This window comes from Aquimarina sp. EL_43 (assembly GCF_943422735.1).
GTDB classification, from domain to species: domain Bacteria; phylum Bacteroidota; class Bacteroidia; order Flavobacteriales; family Flavobacteriaceae; genus Aquimarina; species Aquimarina megaterium.
Genome location: NZ_CALSBR010000001.1, coordinates 4,462,050 through 4,479,446, shown reverse-complemented (window position 1 = coordinate 4,479,446; position 17,397 = coordinate 4,462,050). Strand labels below are relative to the sequence as shown.

Genomic DNA, 17,397 nt, shown 5'->3' with positions numbered 1-17,397 from the left:
CAATTTTGTTACCCAAATGAAGATAAAAAAATTATTTTCGTATAATGGATTTACAATCTCTTAATGGCCGAAAAAATACAACACCTTACTAGTTTACTAAACAATGATTCTAAAGGAATTATGAACATCTATAATTTGGTGTTTCCTAGAGTTAGAAAGTTTATTTTACAAAATAAAGGACAGCAACAAGATGCTGAAGATATTTTTCAAAAAGCTTTGTTACAGATTACCGTACGTTACCAGAGAGAAAAATTCGAAATCAAGAGTAGTTTTGAAGCCTATTTATTTACCACTTGTAAGAATTTATGGCGTAGAGAGTTAAAAATATCAAAAAACAGGGTAACAAATAGTGAGATTATTGAACTAGTACCTGCCGAACGTAATCTCGCATTATCAATTCTAGAGCAAAAAAGATGGGAATTGTTTACCGAAAAATTGAGTTTAATCTCGGATAACTGCAAAAAAGTATTAACCATGTTTTTTAATAATATCTCTTATAAAGATATTGTAAAAACAATGGGGTACAATTCTGAAACTGTTGCCAGGCAGCGTGTTTTTAAATGTAAAGCAAAATTATCTGAAGTAATCAAAAACGATAAGCGTTATAATTCTCTAAAAAAACTATGAGTATAGATGAACATATATTAATTCAGGATTTTCTAAACAATAAACTCACAGAAAAAGAAAGAGATCTCGTTTTATCGAGAATGGAAAACGATAAAGACTTTCGTGAAAAAGTGAATTTTGAGAAACAGCTCTTTCTTAATTTAAATGATTCTGAATGGAGTATTAGCAGCAATACCAGCCATTCTGAAATTGATGAGTATGAAGTATTATTTAGAAGTGAATCAACCCAAACATTAAAAAACACATTACATATAGTAAATTCTAAATATCAGCTACAACAAAAGAAAAGAAGTCAATCTTGGTTTTTATACGCAGGTATCGCTGTCATTTTAATTATCATTGGTCTCACTATTTTTTCGCCTTTTAAAACTTCTACTAATGAATTATATGCCAATTATTTAAATTTATCCGAATTACCATCTTTAATAGACCGAGGAAATAGCGAACAAAAATTACTAATCAAAGCGCAAAAATTATTTGAAGCTAAAGAATACGATCAATCATTAAGTATTTTAGAGCAGCAGCTTTCTACTGCTCAAAAGAATAAAGCAATCATATATCTTTATACTGGAATTTCTCAAATGGAACTAGGGCAATTTGACAAGGCAGAAATTAGTTTTAATACATTAATAGAAAACAAGTTTATAGATAGCCCCAAAGGTAAATGGTATAAAGCTTTATTATTTCTTAAAAAGAATGATGTGTCAAAAGCAAAGAATATATTATTTCAAATAACAGAGTCTTCAAGTAATTATAAATTTAAAGAAGCATCAGAGCTTTTAAGTAAGCTATAAAAAAAAACTTATAATGAAAATTCATTATAAGTTTTTTTATAAGCAATAAACTAATCTCATTTTTTTGAGATTAATCGTATAATTTCTAACCGAGTACTTCGGCAACTTTTTTACCTATTTCTGCAGGAGAGTCTACAACATGAATTCCGCATTCTCTCATAATTGCTTTTTTGGCAGCTGCAGTATCTTCACTACCGCCAACAATAGCTCCGGCATGTCCCATAGTACGTCCGGCAGGAGCAGTTTCTCCAGCAATAAAACCTACAACAGGCTTAGAAGTTCCGCTTTCTTTTATCCATTTTGCAGCATCTGCTTCTAATTGACCTCCAATTTCACCAATCATAACCACACAATCTGTTTCTGAATCATTGATCAATAGTTCAACCGCTTCTTTTGTAGTGGTACCAATAATTGGGTCACCACCTATTCCTATTGCAGTAGTTATCCCAAGTCCTTGTTTTACAACTTGATCTGCTGCTTCGTAGGTTAGCGTACCTGATTTTGATACAATACCTACATTACCTTTCTTAAATACAAACCCTGGCATAATACCAACTTTTGCTTCTCCCGGAGTAATTACCCCTGGGCAATTTGGACCAATAAGTCTACATCCTTTATCGCTAATATAGTTTGATGCCGTAATCATATCTGCAACGGGAATACCTTCTGTAATTGTAATAATTACTTTTATTCCTGCATCTGCAGCTTCCATAATTGCATCTGCAGCAAAAGCTGGTGGTACAAAAATAATTGTAGTATCTGCACCTACTTCTCTAACTGCATCTTCTACAGTATTAAAAACGGGTTTATCTAAATGAGTTTGTCCTCCTTTTCCGGGAGTAACCCCTCCTACAACATTTGTTCCGTACTCGATCATTTGGCCTGCATGAAAAGTACCTTCACTACCTGTAAACCCTTGTACAATAATTTTTGAATCTTTATTAACTAAAACACTCATTGCGTTATGATTTTTTATTTTTTTTAGAGCTCCAAAAGTAAGCTTTTGAAAATTATGGTTGAAATGAAAAACTAATTATTTTGAAATAAATGACATTATACTTTCTGGAGCATTATCTCCTTGTTGACTTATTTGATATCCTCTATATAATTTATCATTTTTAAGTTCCCAAATTGTAATAAAATGAGCTATAGGCTCTTCTTTATCTGGCGCTTCGATAGTTTGAACAAAATATGTATATCGTATAGTCGCTGTATTTCCTTCGACTATTAGGTGACTAATTTCACATCTCAGAGCTTCAAAAGACAATGCCATTTCATTAAACATGGTCTTAATATCATTAAAATCTTTCTTATTAAACCCAAAACTACTATTCCAATATAATTCAATTTCGGGATGTAAATACTCAGAAAAGGCTTCAGTATTATGAATAAGATCTGTTTCATAAAAAGATCGTACTATATCCTTAACTGTTTTACTCATTTTTTTTCAATTTATCTATTAAATCAGGAATTAGCCGTATTGATGCAATCTCCTTATATTTTTTCCTAAAATCATCTGCAGGAGTACCAAAATAACTCTTATTAGCCTCTAATGATTTACTCACCCCTGATTGTGCAGAAATAATAGCTTTACTACCAATTGTAATAGCACTGGTAATACCAACCTGTCCCCAGATCGTCACTTCATCTTCAATAACAACACAGCCCGAAATTCCTACTTGAGATGCAATCAAGCATTTCTTGCCTATTACAGTATCATGACCAACATGTACCTGGTTATCTATTTTGGTTCCTTCTTTTATAATAGTATCGCCGGTAACTCCTTTATCTATTGTACAGGATGCCCCTAAATCTACATTATCTTCTATTACTACACGTCCTCCAGAAATTAATTTATCAAATCCATGAGGTCTTTTCTGATAATAGAAAGCATCGGTTCCTAAAATAGTACCTGCATGTATAGTAACATTATTACCAATACTAGTATTATCATAAATACTTACATTGGCATGAATAATACAATTATCACCAATACTTACATTATTTCCAATAAAACTACCTGGCTGTATAATTGTATTTCTACCAATTTTAGCGGTTTCCGAAATTAAAGAATCTGCTTTTTTGAAGGGTCTAAAATATGTTGTAAGTATATTGAAATCTCTAAAAGGATCTTCAGAAATAAGGAGTGCCTTACCTTCTGGGCATTCTACTTCTTTATTAATCAAAATTACTGTTGCAGCACTTTGTAATGCTTTATCGTAATACTTTGGGTGATCAACAAAAACTATATCTCCTGAAGAAACCACATGAATTTCATTCATCCCTAAAACCGGGAAATTAGAGTCCCCTACATACTCTGACGATATAATAGTAGCTATTTGCTGTAAGGTATGCGCTTGTGGAAATTTCATTATAAAAATTTGGGATATAAAATATTATTCTTTTATTCTTTCTTTATACGTCCCTTTTTCTGTTTCAACTTTAATTTTATCTCCTTCATTGATAAAAAGAGGTACCATTACCTCTGCTCCGGTTTCTACAGTAGCTGGTTTAGTAGCATTGGTAGCCGTATTTCCTTTAACACCTGGCTCTGTAGCTGTTACTTCAAGAATAACGCTAGCAGGCATTTCTACAGAAAGAGGCATTTGATCCTCAGAATTAATAATAACGGTCACTACTTCTCCTTCTTTTAACAATCCAGGAGCATCCAAGGTAGATTTTTCTAAAGTTATTTGATTATAATCTTCGGTATTCATAAAATGAAAAGTATCACCTTCGGCATATAAATACTGAAACTTATGTGTTTCTACCCGCACATCGTCAATCTTATGACCCGCAGAAAATGTATTATCAATTACTTTTCCTGTAGTGACACTTTTTAACTTTGTACGTACAAAAGCAGGTCCTTTACCTGGTTTTACGTGTAAAAATTCAATAATCTTATAGATGTCGTGATTGTATTTGATACACAATCCATTTCTGATATCACTAGTACTTGCCATTATTCTTTAATTTCTTATGATTATTACCTGTATCGAATTACTTAATTAGAAAAATATCCTTTCATGATTCCTCTCTGAGAGTTCTTAATAAACTCTAAAACCTCATCACGCTCTGGTGTTGCTTCCATTTCTGCTTCGATAATTGCAACTGCCTGAGTATTGTTATAGTTCTGTTGATATAAAATTCGATATATATTCTGTACTTCTCTTATTTTTTCTGTTGTAAATCCTCTTCGGCGCAGACCTATAGAGTTAATTCCAACATATGATAAAGGCTCTCTGGCAGCTTTAACAAATGGAGGTACATCTTTACGTACTAATGATCCTCCTGTTACAAATGCATGATTACCAATACTGCAAAATTGTTGTACCGCAGCCATACCAGCTAAAACAACATAATCACCAACATTAATATGGCCAGCCAATGTACTATTATTAGAAAATATACAATTATCACCAACAATACAATCATGAGCGATATGGCAATACGCCATAATCCAACAATTTTTTCCAATTTTGGTTTTCATTCTGTCTGCAGTCCCTCTATTGATTGTAACACATTCTCGAATCGTAGTATTATCTCCGATTTCGGTTATAGTATCTTCATCATTAAATTTTTTATCCTGAGGAGTAGCAGAAATAACAGCTCCCGGAAAAATACTACAGTTTTTTCCTATGCGCGCTCCTTCCATAATGGTAACATTAGAACCTATCCAGGTTCCTTCTCCTATTACCACATTATTATGTATGGTCGTAAAAGGTTCTATTACAACGTTTTTTGCAATTTTTGCTCCTGGATGAACGTATGCTAATGGTTGATTCATCTATTTTATTGATTATTTTGATTTTACAATTTGCGCCATAAGCTCTGCTTCGGTAACTAATTTGCCATTGGCATAAGCAAAAGCCTGCATATGACAAATACCACGACGAATGGGTGTTATCAATTCTAATTTAAATATCAAGGTATCACCTGGTAATACTTGCTGCTTAAATTTTACTTTATCTATTTTCATGAAATAGGTAAGATAATTCTCTGGATCAGGTACTGTACTCAATGCTAAAATCCCGCCTGTTTGAGCCATAGCTTCAATCTGAAGCACTCCTGGCATTACTGGTGCTCCCGGAAAATGTCCTACAAAAAACGGCTCATTCATGGTTACATTCTTAAGACCAACCACATGTTTATCAGACATTTCTAAAATTCTATCTATCAACAAGAAAGGAGGCCTGTGTGGAAGCATCCCCATGATCTTATTAATATCCATTAAAGGTTCTTTAGAAAGATCAAATTGCGGAACTTTATTACGCTTTTCTATTTTTATAATCTTAGAAAGCTTTTTAGCAAACTGGGTATTTACATAGTGTCCAGGCTTATTAGCTATGATTTTTCCTCTAATCCTTGTTCCTATTAATGCAATATCCCCTATAACATCTAATAGTTTATGACGTGCAGCCTCGTTTGGATAATGTAAAGTTAAATTATCCAAAATACCATTAGGTTTTATAGCGATAGATTCTTTTCCAAATGCTACTTTAAGTTTTTCCATCGTACTTGGACTTAATTCTTTATCCACATACACTATAGCATTATTTAAATCTCCTCCTTTAATCAAGCCATGTTCTAACAGCATTTCTAATTCGTGTAAAAAACTAAAAGTTCTAGCATCTGCTATTTCCTTTTTAAAATCTGAAAGACGTTTTAAAGAAGCATTTTGAGTTCCTAATACTTTGGTTCCAAAATCAACCATTGTAGTCACCTGATATTCATCAGATGGCATTACAATAATTTCACTACCAGACTCTTCGTCTACATAAGAAATTACATCTTTTACAATGTATTCTTCTCTTTCTGATTCTTGTTCTACAATTCCTGCCTGCTCAAGAGCTTCGATAAAAAACTTACTAGAACCATCCATAATAGGAGGTTCTGATGCGTTTAACTCTATCAAAAGATTATCGATTTCTAATCCAACACAAGCTGCAAGCACATGTTCTGATGTCTGAATGCTAACTCCGTTTTTCTCTAGATTTGTCCCACGTTGTGTATTTACAACATAGTTAGCATCAGCTTCAATAATTGGATTGCCTTCAAGATCAATTCTGCAAAAAGCATAGCCATGATTCTCTGGTGCCGGTTTAAAAGTTAATGTTACTTCTTTTCCGGTATGTAAGCCCACACCTGTAAGCTTTATTTCCTTTTTAATGGTTCTTTGTTTTCCTACGACAATATCACTCATTATTGTTTATCTTTTTCTCTAGTTTGTATACTCTATCCACAATTTTGGGAAGATTTTTAAAATGTACATAAGATTTATTAAAGTCAGAGTATCCTAAAGCAGGGGAACCCTGAATAGCTTCTCCGTCTTTTATATTTCTTCCTATACCTGATTGTGCTTGTATTTTCACATTATTACCTATAACAAGATGTCCTGCAATACCAACTTGCCCACCAATAAGACAATGTTTACCTATTTTGGTAGATCCTGCAATTCCTGTCTGAGCAGCAATTGCTGTATGCTCTCCTATTTCTACATTATGAGCAATTTGTATTTGATTATCTAGTTTTACTCCTGTACGTATGATTGTAGATCCTAGTGTAGCTCTATCAATAGTTGTACCTGCTCCTACATCAACATTATTTTCTATTATAACATTACCGGTTTGAGGTACTTTACTATATTCTCCTTTTTCGTTAGGTGTAAATCCAAAACCGTCTGCTCCTACTATTGCTCCACTATGAATTACACAATTATTTCCGATTATGGTCTCTGAATATATTTTTGCACCAGCAAAAACAATTACATTATCACCAATAGTTACATTATCTCCTATATATACATTAGGAAAAATTTTAGCATTTTCACCAATTTTCACATTATCTCCTATGTACGAAAATGCTCCGAAATAAATATTTTCTCCAAAAGATGCTGTTTCAGAAATAAAACTCGGTTGTTCTATCCCTGCTTTATTCATCTTTACCATATTATAGTACTCTAGCAGTTGAGAAAAAGCTTTATATGCATCATCTACTCTAATAAGAGTTGTTTTAATTGTAGACTCTGCCTCAAAGTTTTTATCTACAATAGTTATTGATGCATCAGTAGAATAGATATATTGGGTGTATTTAGGATTTGACAAAAAGGTTAATGAACCTTTAGTTCCTTCTTCAATTTTAGCTAGTTTAGATACTTCGACGGTTTCATCTCCCTCGATTTCCCCGTTCAAAATACCCGCAATTTGTGTGGCTGTAAAAATCATTCTAGCAAAAGTATAAAAAATGTGTTAATGTTTGTGCTTTGGATAGCACATAAAATATTTGGTTACTGGTTTTGATAGGGCTTCAAGATTAAACTCATCTGTAGCTTTAACTACATCTACAATTTTTCTTGATTTATATAAAATATTTATATTCTGCTTATTAAGGTGGTAGGCCTGGTTAGAAATAGTCCCTTCAAAAATAAAATAACGGGCTTCTTCATCAGAAATTTTATATTGTTTCTTAAATTTTTCGATATGATTTTCTTTTTTATGACTCTGAAAAGGTTTCTTTTTAATTTTTATTTTTAAAAGATCTCTATCAATAATCATTGAAGACAGCATGCTTAAAACAAAATCTTCTGAACGAGACCATTCTTTCATTGCAGAAATAATATCATAATCGTCTAATCTAGAAAATGTTTCTAAAACTTCTGTAGTAAAATTTTCTGCTGTTATCTTATTTTCGAGAAAAAATGTTAATGCTTCACTAGCTTTTAGTTCTACCCCCTTCTCTACCAATTCTTTAGCTCTTTTCAATACTCTAATCAATAAATTCTCTGCTACCAAACTTGTTTTATGAAGATATACCTGCCAATACATCAAGCGCCTGGCCAATAAAAACTTTTCTACAGAATAAATCCCCTTTTCTTCTACTACCAATTCATCATTAACAACAGTAAGCATGGTAATTAAGCGTTCACTATTAATATTTCCTTCGGCCACACCGGTATAAAAACTATCGCGTTTCAGATAGTCCAAACGATCCATATCCAATTGGCTCGAAATCAACTGATGCAAAAAATTACGATGATATTCTCCTTTAAAAATCTGAATTGCCAGCGTTAAACTACCGTTAAATTCTTCATTAATCTTTTCCATAAACATGAGAGAAATAGATTCATGATTTACCTCATTTACGATACTATGTTCCATTGCATGAGAAAAAGGACCATGGCCAATATCGTGTAATAAGATCGCTACATAAAGGGCTTCTTCTTCCTCTTCAGAAATGCTAACCCCTTTAAAACTAAGAACTCTCACAGCTTTTTGCATAAGATGCATACATCCTAAAGCATGATGAAATCTAGTATGATGCGCTCCCGGATATACCAAATATGAGAGCCCCATCTGAGATATGCGACGTAACCTCTGAAAATACTTATGTTCGATAAGATCGAAAATTAGTTCATTAGGTATCGTAATAAAACCGTAAATTGGATCGTTTAATATTTTAAGCTTATTTCTTTTTTTCAAGTTCATCTTACATTTACGGAAGCAAATATACATATATGCTAGGCATATAAAACATTTCAAAATGAATTTAAATTATTAAAGTTTTCTTAGTAAAGTGAATAAATAGGCTATATATTAAGTTTATAAATAAAAAAAATAAAATTTGATGAGTAAAATAAAGATACTTTGGGTAGATGATGAAATTGATTTGCTTAAACCACATATATTATTTTTAGAACAAAAAAACTATGACGTAACCAAGTGTCAAAGTGGAACTGAAGCATTAGATATAATTGATGATGATAATTTTGATATCATTTTTTTGGATGAAAACATGCCAGGCCTTTCTGGAATAGAAACATTATCAGAAATTAAGGAAAAAGAAGATAGTATTCCTGTAGTAATGATTACCAAAAGTGAAGAGGAATATATTATGGAAGAAGCAATTGGTAGTAAGATTGCTGATTATTTAATTAAGCCTGTTAATCCTAATCAAATACTTTTAAGTTTAAAGAAAAACTTAGACAATTCTCGTTTGGTTTCAGAAAAAACTACAGCAAACTACCAACAAGAGTTTAGAAAAATAGCTATGGATATGGCTATGGTAAATTCATACGAAGAGTGGTCTGATTTGTACCAAAGACTAATTTACTGGGAATTACAACTAGAGAACATTGAGGATACCGGGATGTTTGAGATTTTAGAATCACAAAAAGTAGAGGCAAATTCTCAATTCTGCAAATTTATTGACAAAAACTATCCCAATTGGTTTGACAAAAACAGGGAAGCTCCGGTAATGTCTCATACTTTATTTAGAGAAAAAGTAGTGCCTGAAATTAGTAAAAATCAACCTACTCTTTTGGTAGTAATTGATAATCTGCGATATGATCAATGGAAAGCTTTTGAACCTACCATAAATAATTATTACAAAAAAGAACAAGAAATCTCATATTGTAGTATTCTTCCAACGGCAACACAATACGCCAGAAATTCAATTTTTTCTGGACTTATGCCTTCTGAAATGAAAAAAATGCATCCTGATCTCTGGTTAGACGACACAGATGAGGGAGGGAAAAACATGAATGAAAATGAATTTCTAACCGCACAATTAAAGCGATTAGGGATGGATATCAAACATGAATATTATAAAATCACTAACGAAAAATCTGGAAAAACCTTAGCTGCAAATTTTAAAGGACTAAAAAACAACGATTTAACAGTTGTAGTATATAATTTTGTGGATATGCTTTCTCATAGCAAGACAGAAATGGAAGTTATCAAGGAACTTGCATCAAATGACAAATCATACAGATCTTTGACTCAAAGTTGGTTCAAAAACTCTCCTTTACTAGAAATGATTCAGCAAGCGCAACAACTTGGATTTAAACTACTGTTGACTACAGATCACGGCACAATAAATGTAAAAAATCCTTCTAAGGTGATAGGTGATAAAAACACCAGTCTTAATCTACGATATAAGACAGGAAAAAGTCTTACTTATGAAAGAAAGGAAGTTTTGGAAGCAACAAACCCAAAAGCGGTACATTTACCATCAATAAATATGAGTAGTTCTTTTATTTTTGCAAAAGGAGATTATTTCTTTGCCTATCCAAATAACTATAATCATTATGTTAGTTATTATAGAAATACATACCAACATGGTGGAGTATCTTTAGAAGAAATGATCATTCCTTTTATAGTATTAAATCCTAGATAGTTTCAAAAATTATATAGTATTCTGGTTTTAGAATATAGAATTATTAAAATGACAATAGAATATACCTTGCAGGATCTTCCTGATGTGGCAGAAAAAATAATCTCGAATGTAGCGAATAAAATAATTCTCTTTAATGCCGAGATGGGAGTTGGTAAAACTACATTAATAAAAGAAATATGTAAACACCTGGGGGTAGAAGATATCATCTCTAGCCCCACTTATTCTTTGGTAAACGAATATGAAAGCAATGATGGAGTTATATATCATTTTGATTTTTATAGAATAAAAGAAGAAGAAGAAGCGTATCAAATAGGATTTGAAGAATATTTGGACTCTGATGCATGGATATTTATAGAATGGCCCGAAAAAATTTCAGGATTATTACCAGAAAATAGTGTTAGTATTACTATTAATTTACTTGATAATGAAAAACGTATTCTTTCATTTTAGAAACACTGATAATCAAAGTTATACCATCAAATAATTAATCCTATTTGTTTTCTTGGCATTTTTATTCGTAATTTGAGATACAGAATTTCACACAAATGAGTACACCAAAATCTCCTTTTACCAAAGAGCAGCTGCTACCGCAGGAAGAAATGATAGAAGTAGCCCGCAAAAAAGGAAAACTTTTTATTGGTATCCCTAAAGAAACCCATTATCAAGAAAAACGAGTATGTCTTACACCAGATGCTGTAGCTGCATTAACAGCGCATGGTCATCGAGTTTTATTAGAAACCAATGCCGGTATTGGAGCAAGTTTTACTGATAGAGATTATAGCGAGGCAGGTGCAGAGATCACGAATGATAAGAGAAAAGTTTTTGGGTGCCCAATTATTTTAAAAGTAGAACCACCTTCCTTAGAGGAGCTCGAATATATAAACCCACAAACTGTATTAATTTCTGCTCTACAGCTTAAAACGCAGTCCAAAGAATATTTTCAGGGACTTGCCAAAAAAAGAATCACCGCTCTTGGTTTTGAGTTTATTCGAGATATGGATGGTGCCTACCCAGCTGTAAGAGCACTTAGCGAGATTGCAGGAACAGCAGCGGTACTTATTGCTTCAGAATTGATGAGTAGTGCTACAACTATGGGTTCGGGATTAATGATGGGTAATATTAGTGGTGTTCCCCCTGTAGAAGTTGTTATTCTTGGTGCTGGTACTGTTGGTGAGTTTGCTGCACGTTCGGCTATTGGATTAGGTGCAAATGTAAAAGTTTTTGACAATTCTATTACCAAACTTCGTTGTATACAAACCAATGTGGGGCGTCCTTTATACACATCTACTATTCAGCCAAAAAATTTATTAAAAGCTCTACGTCGTTGTGATGTAGTAATTGGTGCCGTAAGAGGAAAAAACCGCGCTCCGATTATAGTTACTGAAACTATGGTAGAACGTATGAAATCTGGCGCAGTAATCATTGATGTAAGCATAGATATGGGAGGATGCTTTGAAACAAGCGAAGTTACTTCTCACGACCACCCCACTTTTGAAAAACATGGGATTATACATTATTGCGTACCTAACATCCCTTCTCGATATGCCAGAACGTCCTCATTATCGATAAGTAATATTTTTACACCTTATTTATTGCAAATTGGTGATGAAGGAGGAATAGAAAATGCTGTACGTTTTGATCGTGGACTTAAGAATGGTCTATATTTCTATCATGGGATTTTGACCAGCAAACCTATTGCAGATTGGTTTGACCTTTCTTATAGAGATATAAACCTGCTAATTTTATAGTAATACAGTATTACTCTTTTTATAGTAAACTTTGCAACGCTAAGCGTATGATTTTTTAAAACTTTGCTTACTTTTGGCGTCATAATATTGCATTCTGTTTATGAAATTAGCACAACGGTTATTTTATTACTTAGGTGGATTTGCCATCGGTCTTATTCTTTTATTTTTCTTTCTTGGCGGAAAAAAAGCTTCTTGTGATTATGGCCCTTCGGCCAGGGTGTTAAAAAGTATTAGAATAAAGAAAAAAGCTTTTTCTGAACAAGTATCAAGTAATATGACGAAATACAAAATAGATACTGCAGATGTTTCTTTTTTATTAACAAATGGGGATGTTATTTTTTCTAAAAGCAATACTAAATTAGATTCTTGTAAAACCTATTTTATTGAAGGAGCTATTAAAGAAAAAAATATTAATATGCTTATCGAAAATTGTGATTCTATTGCCAAAATTAATGTACTGAATGTTATTCAATAAACTAATTATACTTATTTACCCTATTGGAAGCTCTACACAAACTACTGTACCAATACCATAGTTAGAATCTATTTTTATAAGTCCGCTATTATCCGATATTCTTTGTTTTATACTTCTTAACCCTACTCCAGAGTTGGCTTTTTTAGTATTAAAACCACTGCCATTATCTTCTACTATCATATTCACAATATTCGTTTCTTCATGAATAGTTATATTTATAGATACTTCGGTTGCCCGAGCGTGCTTATTTATATTAGTTATCAATTCCTGAATAATTCTATAAATTGTTAATTGCAAACTCTCTGATATATTGTTTAGTTCTTTTTCTGGATGAATATAATATTTGTACTCTATATCTTTACTGGTAGAAAAACCTACAAGTTCTTTCATTAAATCTGTAAAATACAGATGATTAATATTTTTTGGCATTAGATCATGAGAAATAGATCGAATCTCATTATAAGTAGAATCTACACTAGTAATTATAGGTTCTAATTCTAAAGGTAACCTATTTTTTATACGATTCAATCGCATTTTGATAGCAGCCAAATTGCCTCCAATACCATCATGTAAGTCTTTAGAAATTCTTTCCCGTTCTTTATTCTGACCATCGACATAGGCTTTAATTTTTTGTAGCTTATGTGTATCTAATAGGTTACTAATCTTTTCTTCGTTTAATTCTTTCTGATTCGCATATAACAGTTTTTGACTCTTCAAACGTTGTATATACATAAACAATATTATACTTAATAATAGAACCAACACTATAGCAATAACAATATGTGTTCTCTGTGTAAGCACCAACTCTTTTTGGCGAGCTATTTCTAATTCTTTTTTTGAAGTTTCATATTTGGTTTCAATTTCAAATATTTTCTTATTCTGTTCTGTCTTATATAAACTATCAATTGCATTTCTATAACGCTTAGCATATCGTTGAACATTTTTCATATCAGATTGTAAAGCATATGCAAACATCATGTTATTAGCCACTACAGAAAGTGATTGATAATTACCAGTTTCTTTTGCTAATTCTTCTGCCTTTTTTAAATAAACTAGTTCCTTTTCATAATCCTTTTCTTTATGATATATAACAGATAGGTTAATCAAAACCATACTATATAAATTTATATAGCCAAATTCTTTAGTTAATTTACTTGCTTCAATTAGGTATTCTTTAGATTTTTCAAGCTTTTTTAATTTGTAATGCATCGCCCCTAGATTTATTAAAATCTTACAAATATTATGGTTGTCTTTCTGCTCCTTATACAACTCCATACTTTTCAAAAGGTTAGCTTTTCCTTTATTATACTCTTTATTACTGTATTGAATCAATCCCAAAGAGTTATATGCAGCTGCTAATAAATAATCTAATTCTGTTTCTTCAATAATGAGCTGTAAGTAATATTTTGCTTTATCAAAACTCCCTAATTCTCTATGTACTTCAGAAAGTTTATAATACAACTCATGCTTTTGTTTTGGGTTTGGGTCATTTTCTATTTTTTTTAATGCTTCGAAAATTAACTCTACAATTCTTTCTTGATCCCCACGTATACTATTTAATCGACTCATTCCTATCACTGCAAAAGCAAATAAGGTATCACTATCAACAGTTCTACTTATACCAAGAGCCTTGTCATAAAATACAACTGCAGAATCAGACTTCGCTAAATTTTCATAAGCAGTAGCTAGTTTTACATAACTACTAACTATGTAGGTTTTGTTTTTAGAATCTATACTATAGCTTATCATCTCTTGAGCATGTAGCAATGCTTTATCAGACGATTCGTTCTCAATACTATCAAATTGCCTCTCTAGAGTTTCAAAGTAATTCTGCTGACTATATACATGAAAAGCAAAAAGGGCAAAAATTAGGGCAAGAATATGGTTATGAATATAATTCATGACACAAAAATAAGGTTAGGTTTATTGACATTGCGGTTACACTCAAAAAAAGAAATTAATGAGTTAGGTAGGTAATATACTAATTGTTTATGTATAAAAATAATTCGGATAAAAATATCCGATAAAAAATGAATTTTTACAAATTAATATCCAAAATTTGAGTAAAATCATAAAAATATAGAAGATGAAAGTTGTAAAAAACTAATTAACTTAAAATAAAAGAAGAGTTTTCAAATAACTAATACTGCTATTTCACTAAGTAGAACAATATGTATTTTGATCTTTAATCCCAGGTTTTTAAATTAAATTAAACAATAAAGGGTAATTTCATGGTATACACCCAATACTTTTTTCCTAATCGTTCAATTTCTTTTATTTTTTCAAATCCTATTTTTTCATACATGATTCGAGCTGGGTTCATAAACTCTGATGTGTGCAGAGCAATAGTTTTTTCTCCACTTTTTTTCGCATACCTTAAACAAGAGTTAACCAATTCTTTTCCAATCCCAAAACCTCGATATTTTGGATCAACTCCTAAGAATCGTATATAACACCAATCAGATTCGTACAACTCTGTTGGATTTCCTTTCGGAATAAAATAAATCATCCCAATTATATCTGAATCGATTTCACAAATAAAAATTTTACTAATTTCTATAAGATTTAATACATTTTCTTCGCTTTCTAAAATAGTACTCAATGTTTTCCAGTTCTCTGGACTTAATACATCTGAAAACTCTGCATATGAAATTTTCCCTAATTGCCGTAATCCCTCAAGGTCATTAGCATTAGCTTCTCTATATTTCAAACTCATATTCATATATGGCTATTTCAGTTTAGTTTGCATTGCCCAAAACTCAAAAGTTTCATCGCCAACAGTAAAGTTATGTTCTCCAGCAATTTGGTAGCCTTTCTTTTTATAAAAAGCAACGGCCTGTTTTTTTAGTTTTAAGTTAGACAACCATATGTAATTATTTTTGTTATCAACAGCTGCCTTTACAATACACTGATGCAACTTCCCTCCTATACCTCTTGCTTCATACCCTTGTAGCAAATATATACGCTGAAGCTTACAAACATGCTCTTCATCTATAAACTCTGAAGGAGAATCTAATTTCAATTTGGCATATCCTATGGGCAGTGAATTATAGGTATCTGTAACCAACCAATATAAATTCTCGGGTTTTGTCAAGCTATTTTTGATTTTATCAATAGAAAAAGCCCAATCCAGGTAATTGATCAGGTTGCTTTTATTATTAAAAAACTCTCCATAGGATTCATCAAAGGTCTTTCTTCCTAAAGATGAAATTTTTTCTGCATCCTTTATAGTTGCTCTTCTTATGTCAATCATCTTCATTTTTTACCATCTTTTCTTCAGTAAGCTTATTTAAGTTATTATTTTAGTATCTTAATTATTTCTGATAGCGTAACTGTATGCATAAAAATCTTCATCCTTTACAAATCCAATCTTTTCATACAATCTTTGGGCTGTAGCATTATCTTTTCCTGTTCCTAAATCTACTCTTATAGCTCCAACTTGTTTTGCTAAATCAAAAGCTGAATTAATTAAACGTTCTGCAATTCCTTTTTTACGATACTCAGGTACCACAAATAAATCATTCAAAATCACTATTTTCCCCTGTGATACTGAACTAAATGAGTGATAATTTAACACAAAACCTGCAAGGTTACTAGTGTTATCATCTAAAGCTAAATAGGCTGTTGCCTCCTTATTTTGAAGCCTTTCTTTTAGGTAAGACCTGTACTTTTTTTTATCTGAAGGCTTCTTATAAAAAACCATATATTGATCAAATAATTCTGTCAAAACATCTAATTCTTCAACAGTAGTTTCAATAATTTTAATATTCATTTTTTTGTGGTATGTTACTTAGATTTGTTCTTATCTTTTTCGTGGTTCTATGTTGCTAAATTCTTTCAAAATCTCTTTAAAAGCATTTTCATCAATTGGTTTATATACTATTCTTGTACCAACAGGGTGTTTTTCTATGCAATTACCCGTCAGGCAATTTACCGGTCGAGTTGGTCTTTTTTCAAAACCACCTCCGCAATTAGGACACACATTATGTAAAACATTATCCACACAGCTAATGCAAAAAGTACATTCATAAGAACAAATCATTGCCTCATCACTATCATTAGGTAGTGTTTTATTACAATGTTCACAATTAGGTCTTATTTCTAGCATATCCTTTGTTTTTTTATGGTTTGTATTGTTTTAGTGCACTTTGTATCTGCTGTTCTTCGGTTGTTTCTGGATATAAAACATATTTTGGGGCTATTATTCGTTTTACATCTTTAACAATAATATTTGTGATTGTTGCAAATGGAAACTTACCCCCGGTTAACTGCAACAAAGGAGTCTGCATAGCAGCATATTCGGGATCATTTTTTGCTACAATCTTAGCCACTCCTTTTAGCTGAAATCCTTTTTGAACAAAAACATCTATAAAGCTAACACATACATTATTATTCTCTTTAATGTTTTTTACGGTTTGCGGAGAAGCAATATTGGCAATAATAATAGTAGTATCGCTATAATATGTAAAAACTTCTTTGGGCGATACATTCGGAATATTATCTAATGAAGATGTGGCTAACCAACATAAAACACTTTTATCAATATACCTCTTTATTTCTGGAGTGAGCATTTCGATTA

The 17,397-nt window shown here is 31.8% G+C and carries 20 protein-coding genes; 6 read left to right on the top strand and 14 right to left on the bottom strand.

Annotated elements, in window-relative coordinates; all coding sequences use genetic code 11:
• Positions 1-63: 63 nt before the first annotated feature.
• Both NNL09_RS19255 and NNL09_RS19250 read left to right on the top strand, forming a co-directional pair.
• Complete coding sequence (locus NNL09_RS19255) at positions 64-627, top strand: RNA polymerase sigma factor (protein WP_025663705.1); 564 nt, start codon at positions 64-66, stop codon at positions 625-627.
• Entirely contained in the window at positions 624-1,421 is a 798-nt protein-coding gene (locus NNL09_RS19250) for a tol-pal system YbgF family protein (protein WP_196910242.1), read from the top strand. Before NNL09_RS19255 ends, NNL09_RS19250 begins: the two co-directional genes overlap by 4 nt.
• Positions 1,422-1,506: 85 nt before the next feature.
• On the opposite strand, the gene sucD is transcribed toward NNL09_RS19250, so the two are convergent.
• From sucD to NNL09_RS19210, 8 genes are all read right to left on the bottom strand, one after another.
• Complete coding sequence (sucD, locus tag NNL09_RS19245; protein ID WP_025663703.1) at positions 1,507-2,379, bottom strand: succinate--CoA ligase subunit alpha; 873 nt, start codon at positions 2,377-2,379, stop codon at positions 1,507-1,509.
• 75 nt (positions 2,380-2,454) lie between these two features.
• Positions 2,455-2,862: a nuclear transport factor 2 family protein gene (locus tag NNL09_RS19240; protein ID WP_025663702.1), complete on the bottom strand. Its 408-nt coding sequence runs from the start codon at positions 2,860-2,862 to the stop codon at positions 2,455-2,457.
• Complete coding sequence (locus NNL09_RS19235; protein ID WP_196910243.1) at positions 2,855-3,793, bottom strand: UDP-3-O-(3-hydroxymyristoyl)glucosamine N-acyltransferase; 939 nt, start codon at positions 3,791-3,793, stop codon at positions 2,855-2,857. The genes NNL09_RS19240 and NNL09_RS19235 overlap by 8 nt, the downstream gene beginning before the upstream one ends.
• A gap of 24 nt (positions 3,794-3,817) precedes the next feature.
• The gene (gene efp / locus NNL09_RS19230; protein ID WP_196910244.1) at positions 3,818-4,384 is read right to left on the bottom strand and encodes an elongation factor P; all 567 of its coding nucleotides are present in this window, start codon (positions 4,382-4,384) and stop codon (positions 3,818-3,820) included.
• 41 nt (positions 4,385-4,425) lie between these two features.
• Complete coding sequence (gene lpxA / locus NNL09_RS19225; protein ID WP_025663699.1) at positions 4,426-5,208, bottom strand: acyl-ACP--UDP-N-acetylglucosamine O-acyltransferase; 783 nt, start codon at positions 5,206-5,208, stop codon at positions 4,426-4,428.
• 12 nt (positions 5,209-5,220) lie between these two features.
• Positions 5,221-6,624 (bottom strand): bifunctional UDP-3-O-[3-hydroxymyristoyl] N-acetylglucosamine deacetylase/3-hydroxyacyl-ACP dehydratase, encoded by a 1,404-nt coding sequence (locus tag NNL09_RS19220; protein ID WP_025663698.1) that lies wholly within the window; start codon positions 6,622-6,624, stop codon positions 5,221-5,223.
• On the bottom strand, positions 6,617-7,645 hold the full coding sequence (gene lpxD / locus NNL09_RS19215) for a UDP-3-O-(3-hydroxymyristoyl)glucosamine N-acyltransferase (protein ID WP_025663697.1): 1,029 nt from the start codon (positions 7,643-7,645) through the stop codon (positions 6,617-6,619). The genes NNL09_RS19220 and lpxD overlap by 8 nt, the downstream gene beginning before the upstream one ends.
• A 24-nt stretch (positions 7,646-7,669) precedes the next feature.
• Complete coding sequence (locus tag NNL09_RS19210) at positions 7,670-8,899, bottom strand: HD domain-containing protein (protein ID WP_196910329.1); 1,230 nt, start codon at positions 8,897-8,899, stop codon at positions 7,670-7,672.
• Between the two features lie 145 nt (positions 8,900-9,044).
• Here NNL09_RS19210 and NNL09_RS19205 point away from each other — a divergent pair, with 145 nt between their 5' ends.
• The 4 genes from NNL09_RS19205 to NNL09_RS19190 all read left to right on the top strand — a co-directional run bounded on the left by NNL09_RS19205 (position 9,045) and on the right by NNL09_RS19190 (position 12,818).
• A complete protein-coding gene (locus tag NNL09_RS19205; protein WP_025663695.1) occupies positions 9,045-10,595 on the top strand; it encodes a bifunctional response regulator/alkaline phosphatase family protein in 1,551 nt (516 codons plus the stop codon).
• 48 nt (positions 10,596-10,643) lie between these two features.
• Positions 10,644-11,045, top strand: a complete 402-nt coding sequence (gene tsaE / locus NNL09_RS19200) for a tRNA (adenosine(37)-N6)-threonylcarbamoyltransferase complex ATPase subunit type 1 TsaE (RefSeq protein WP_025663694.1) — start codon at positions 10,644-10,646, stop codon at positions 11,043-11,045.
• Positions 11,046-11,140: 95 nt separating this feature from the next.
• Positions 11,141-12,343: an alanine dehydrogenase gene (locus tag NNL09_RS19195; protein ID WP_025663693.1), complete on the top strand. Its 1,203-nt coding sequence runs from the start codon at positions 11,141-11,143 to the stop codon at positions 12,341-12,343.
• A gap of 100 nt (positions 12,344-12,443) precedes the next feature.
• The gene (locus NNL09_RS19190) at positions 12,444-12,818 is read left to right on the top strand and encodes a DUF4258 domain-containing protein (RefSeq protein WP_025663692.1); all 375 of its coding nucleotides are present in this window, start codon (positions 12,444-12,446) and stop codon (positions 12,816-12,818) included.
• Positions 12,819-12,833: 15 nt separating this feature from the next.
• Here NNL09_RS19190 and NNL09_RS19185 read toward each other — a convergent pair whose 3' ends face one another.
• From NNL09_RS19185 to NNL09_RS19160, 6 genes are all read right to left on the bottom strand, one after another.
• Positions 12,834-14,720, bottom strand: coding sequence for a tetratricopeptide repeat protein (locus NNL09_RS19185; RefSeq protein WP_196910245.1), 1,887 nt, complete (start codon positions 14,718-14,720; stop codon positions 12,834-12,836).
• A 307-nt stretch (positions 14,721-15,027) separates the two neighbouring features.
• Entirely contained in the window at positions 15,028-15,534 is a 507-nt protein-coding gene (locus tag NNL09_RS19180; RefSeq protein ID WP_196918851.1) for a GNAT family N-acetyltransferase, read from the bottom strand.
• 12 nt (positions 15,535-15,546) lie between these two features.
• Positions 15,547-16,071, bottom strand: a complete 525-nt coding sequence (locus NNL09_RS19175) for a GNAT family N-acetyltransferase (RefSeq protein ID WP_196918852.1) — start codon at positions 16,069-16,071, stop codon at positions 15,547-15,549.
• A 57-nt stretch (positions 16,072-16,128) separates the two neighbouring features.
• Positions 16,129-16,590 carry a GNAT family N-acetyltransferase gene (locus tag NNL09_RS19170; RefSeq protein ID WP_196910248.1) on the bottom strand — a complete coding sequence of 154 codons (462 nt, stop codon included), beginning with the start codon at positions 16,588-16,590 and terminating at the stop codon, positions 16,129-16,131.
• 30 nt (positions 16,591-16,620) lie between these two features.
• On the bottom strand, positions 16,621-16,926 hold the full coding sequence (locus NNL09_RS19165) for a DUF1272 domain-containing protein (RefSeq protein ID WP_196910249.1): 306 nt from the start codon (positions 16,924-16,926) through the stop codon (positions 16,621-16,623).
• A 13-nt stretch (positions 16,927-16,939) separates the two neighbouring features.
• Positions 16,940-17,389: a pyridoxamine 5'-phosphate oxidase family protein gene (locus NNL09_RS19160; RefSeq protein WP_196910250.1), complete on the bottom strand. Its 450-nt coding sequence runs from the start codon at positions 17,387-17,389 to the stop codon at positions 16,940-16,942.
• Positions 17,390-17,397 lie beyond the last annotated feature (8 nt).

Bases quoted from the DNA above. Each gene is read 5' to 3' on its own strand.
- NNL09_RS19255 (WP_025663705.1), top strand. From the start codon at position 64: ATGGCCGAAAAAATACAACACCTTACTAGTTTACTAAACAATGATTCT.
- NNL09_RS19250 (WP_196910242.1), top strand. From the start codon at position 624: ATGAGTATAGATGAACATATATTAATTCAGGATTTTCTAAACAATAAA.
- sucD (WP_025663703.1), bottom strand. From the start codon at position 2,379: ATGAGTGTTTTAGTTAATAAAGATTCAAAAATTATTGTACAAGGGTTT.
- NNL09_RS19240 (WP_025663702.1), bottom strand. From the start codon at position 2,862: ATGAGTAAAACAGTTAAGGATATAGTACGATCTTTTTATGAAACAGAT.
- NNL09_RS19235 (WP_196910243.1), bottom strand. From the start codon at position 3,793: ATGAAATTTCCACAAGCGCATACCTTACAGCAAATAGCTACTATTATA.
- efp (WP_196910244.1), bottom strand. From the start codon at position 4,384: ATGGCAAGTACTAGTGATATCAGAAATGGATTGTGTATCAAATACAAT.
- lpxA (WP_025663699.1), bottom strand. From the start codon at position 5,208: ATGAATCAACCATTAGCATACGTTCATCCAGGAGCAAAAATTGCAAAA.
- NNL09_RS19220 (WP_025663698.1), bottom strand. From the start codon at position 6,624: ATGAGTGATATTGTCGTAGGAAAACAAAGAACCATTAAAAAGGAAATA.
- lpxD (WP_025663697.1), bottom strand. From the start codon at position 7,645: ATGATTTTTACAGCCACACAAATTGCGGGTATTTTGAACGGGGAAATC.
- NNL09_RS19205 (WP_025663695.1), top strand. From the start codon at position 9,045: ATGAGTAAAATAAAGATACTTTGGGTAGATGATGAAATTGATTTGCTT.
- tsaE (WP_025663694.1), top strand. From the start codon at position 10,644: ATGACAATAGAATATACCTTGCAGGATCTTCCTGATGTGGCAGAAAAA.
- NNL09_RS19195 (WP_025663693.1), top strand. From the start codon at position 11,141: ATGAGTACACCAAAATCTCCTTTTACCAAAGAGCAGCTGCTACCGCAG.
- NNL09_RS19190 (WP_025663692.1), top strand. From the start codon at position 12,444: ATGAAATTAGCACAACGGTTATTTTATTACTTAGGTGGATTTGCCATC.
- NNL09_RS19185 (WP_196910245.1), bottom strand. From the start codon at position 14,720: ATGAATTATATTCATAACCATATTCTTGCCCTAATTTTTGCCCTTTTT.
- NNL09_RS19180 (WP_196918851.1), bottom strand. From the start codon at position 15,534: ATGAGTTTGAAATATAGAGAAGCTAATGCTAATGACCTTGAGGGATTA.
- NNL09_RS19175 (WP_196918852.1), bottom strand. From the start codon at position 16,071: ATGATTGACATAAGAAGAGCAACTATAAAGGATGCAGAAAAAATTTCA.
- NNL09_RS19170 (WP_196910248.1), bottom strand. From the start codon at position 16,590: ATGAATATTAAAATTATTGAAACTACTGTTGAAGAATTAGATGTTTTG.
- NNL09_RS19165 (WP_196910249.1), bottom strand. From the start codon at position 16,926: ATGCTAGAAATAAGACCTAATTGTGAACATTGTAATAAAACACTACCT.
- NNL09_RS19160 (WP_196910250.1), bottom strand. From the start codon at position 17,389: ATGCTCACTCCAGAAATAAAGAGGTATATTGATAAAAGTGTTTTATGT.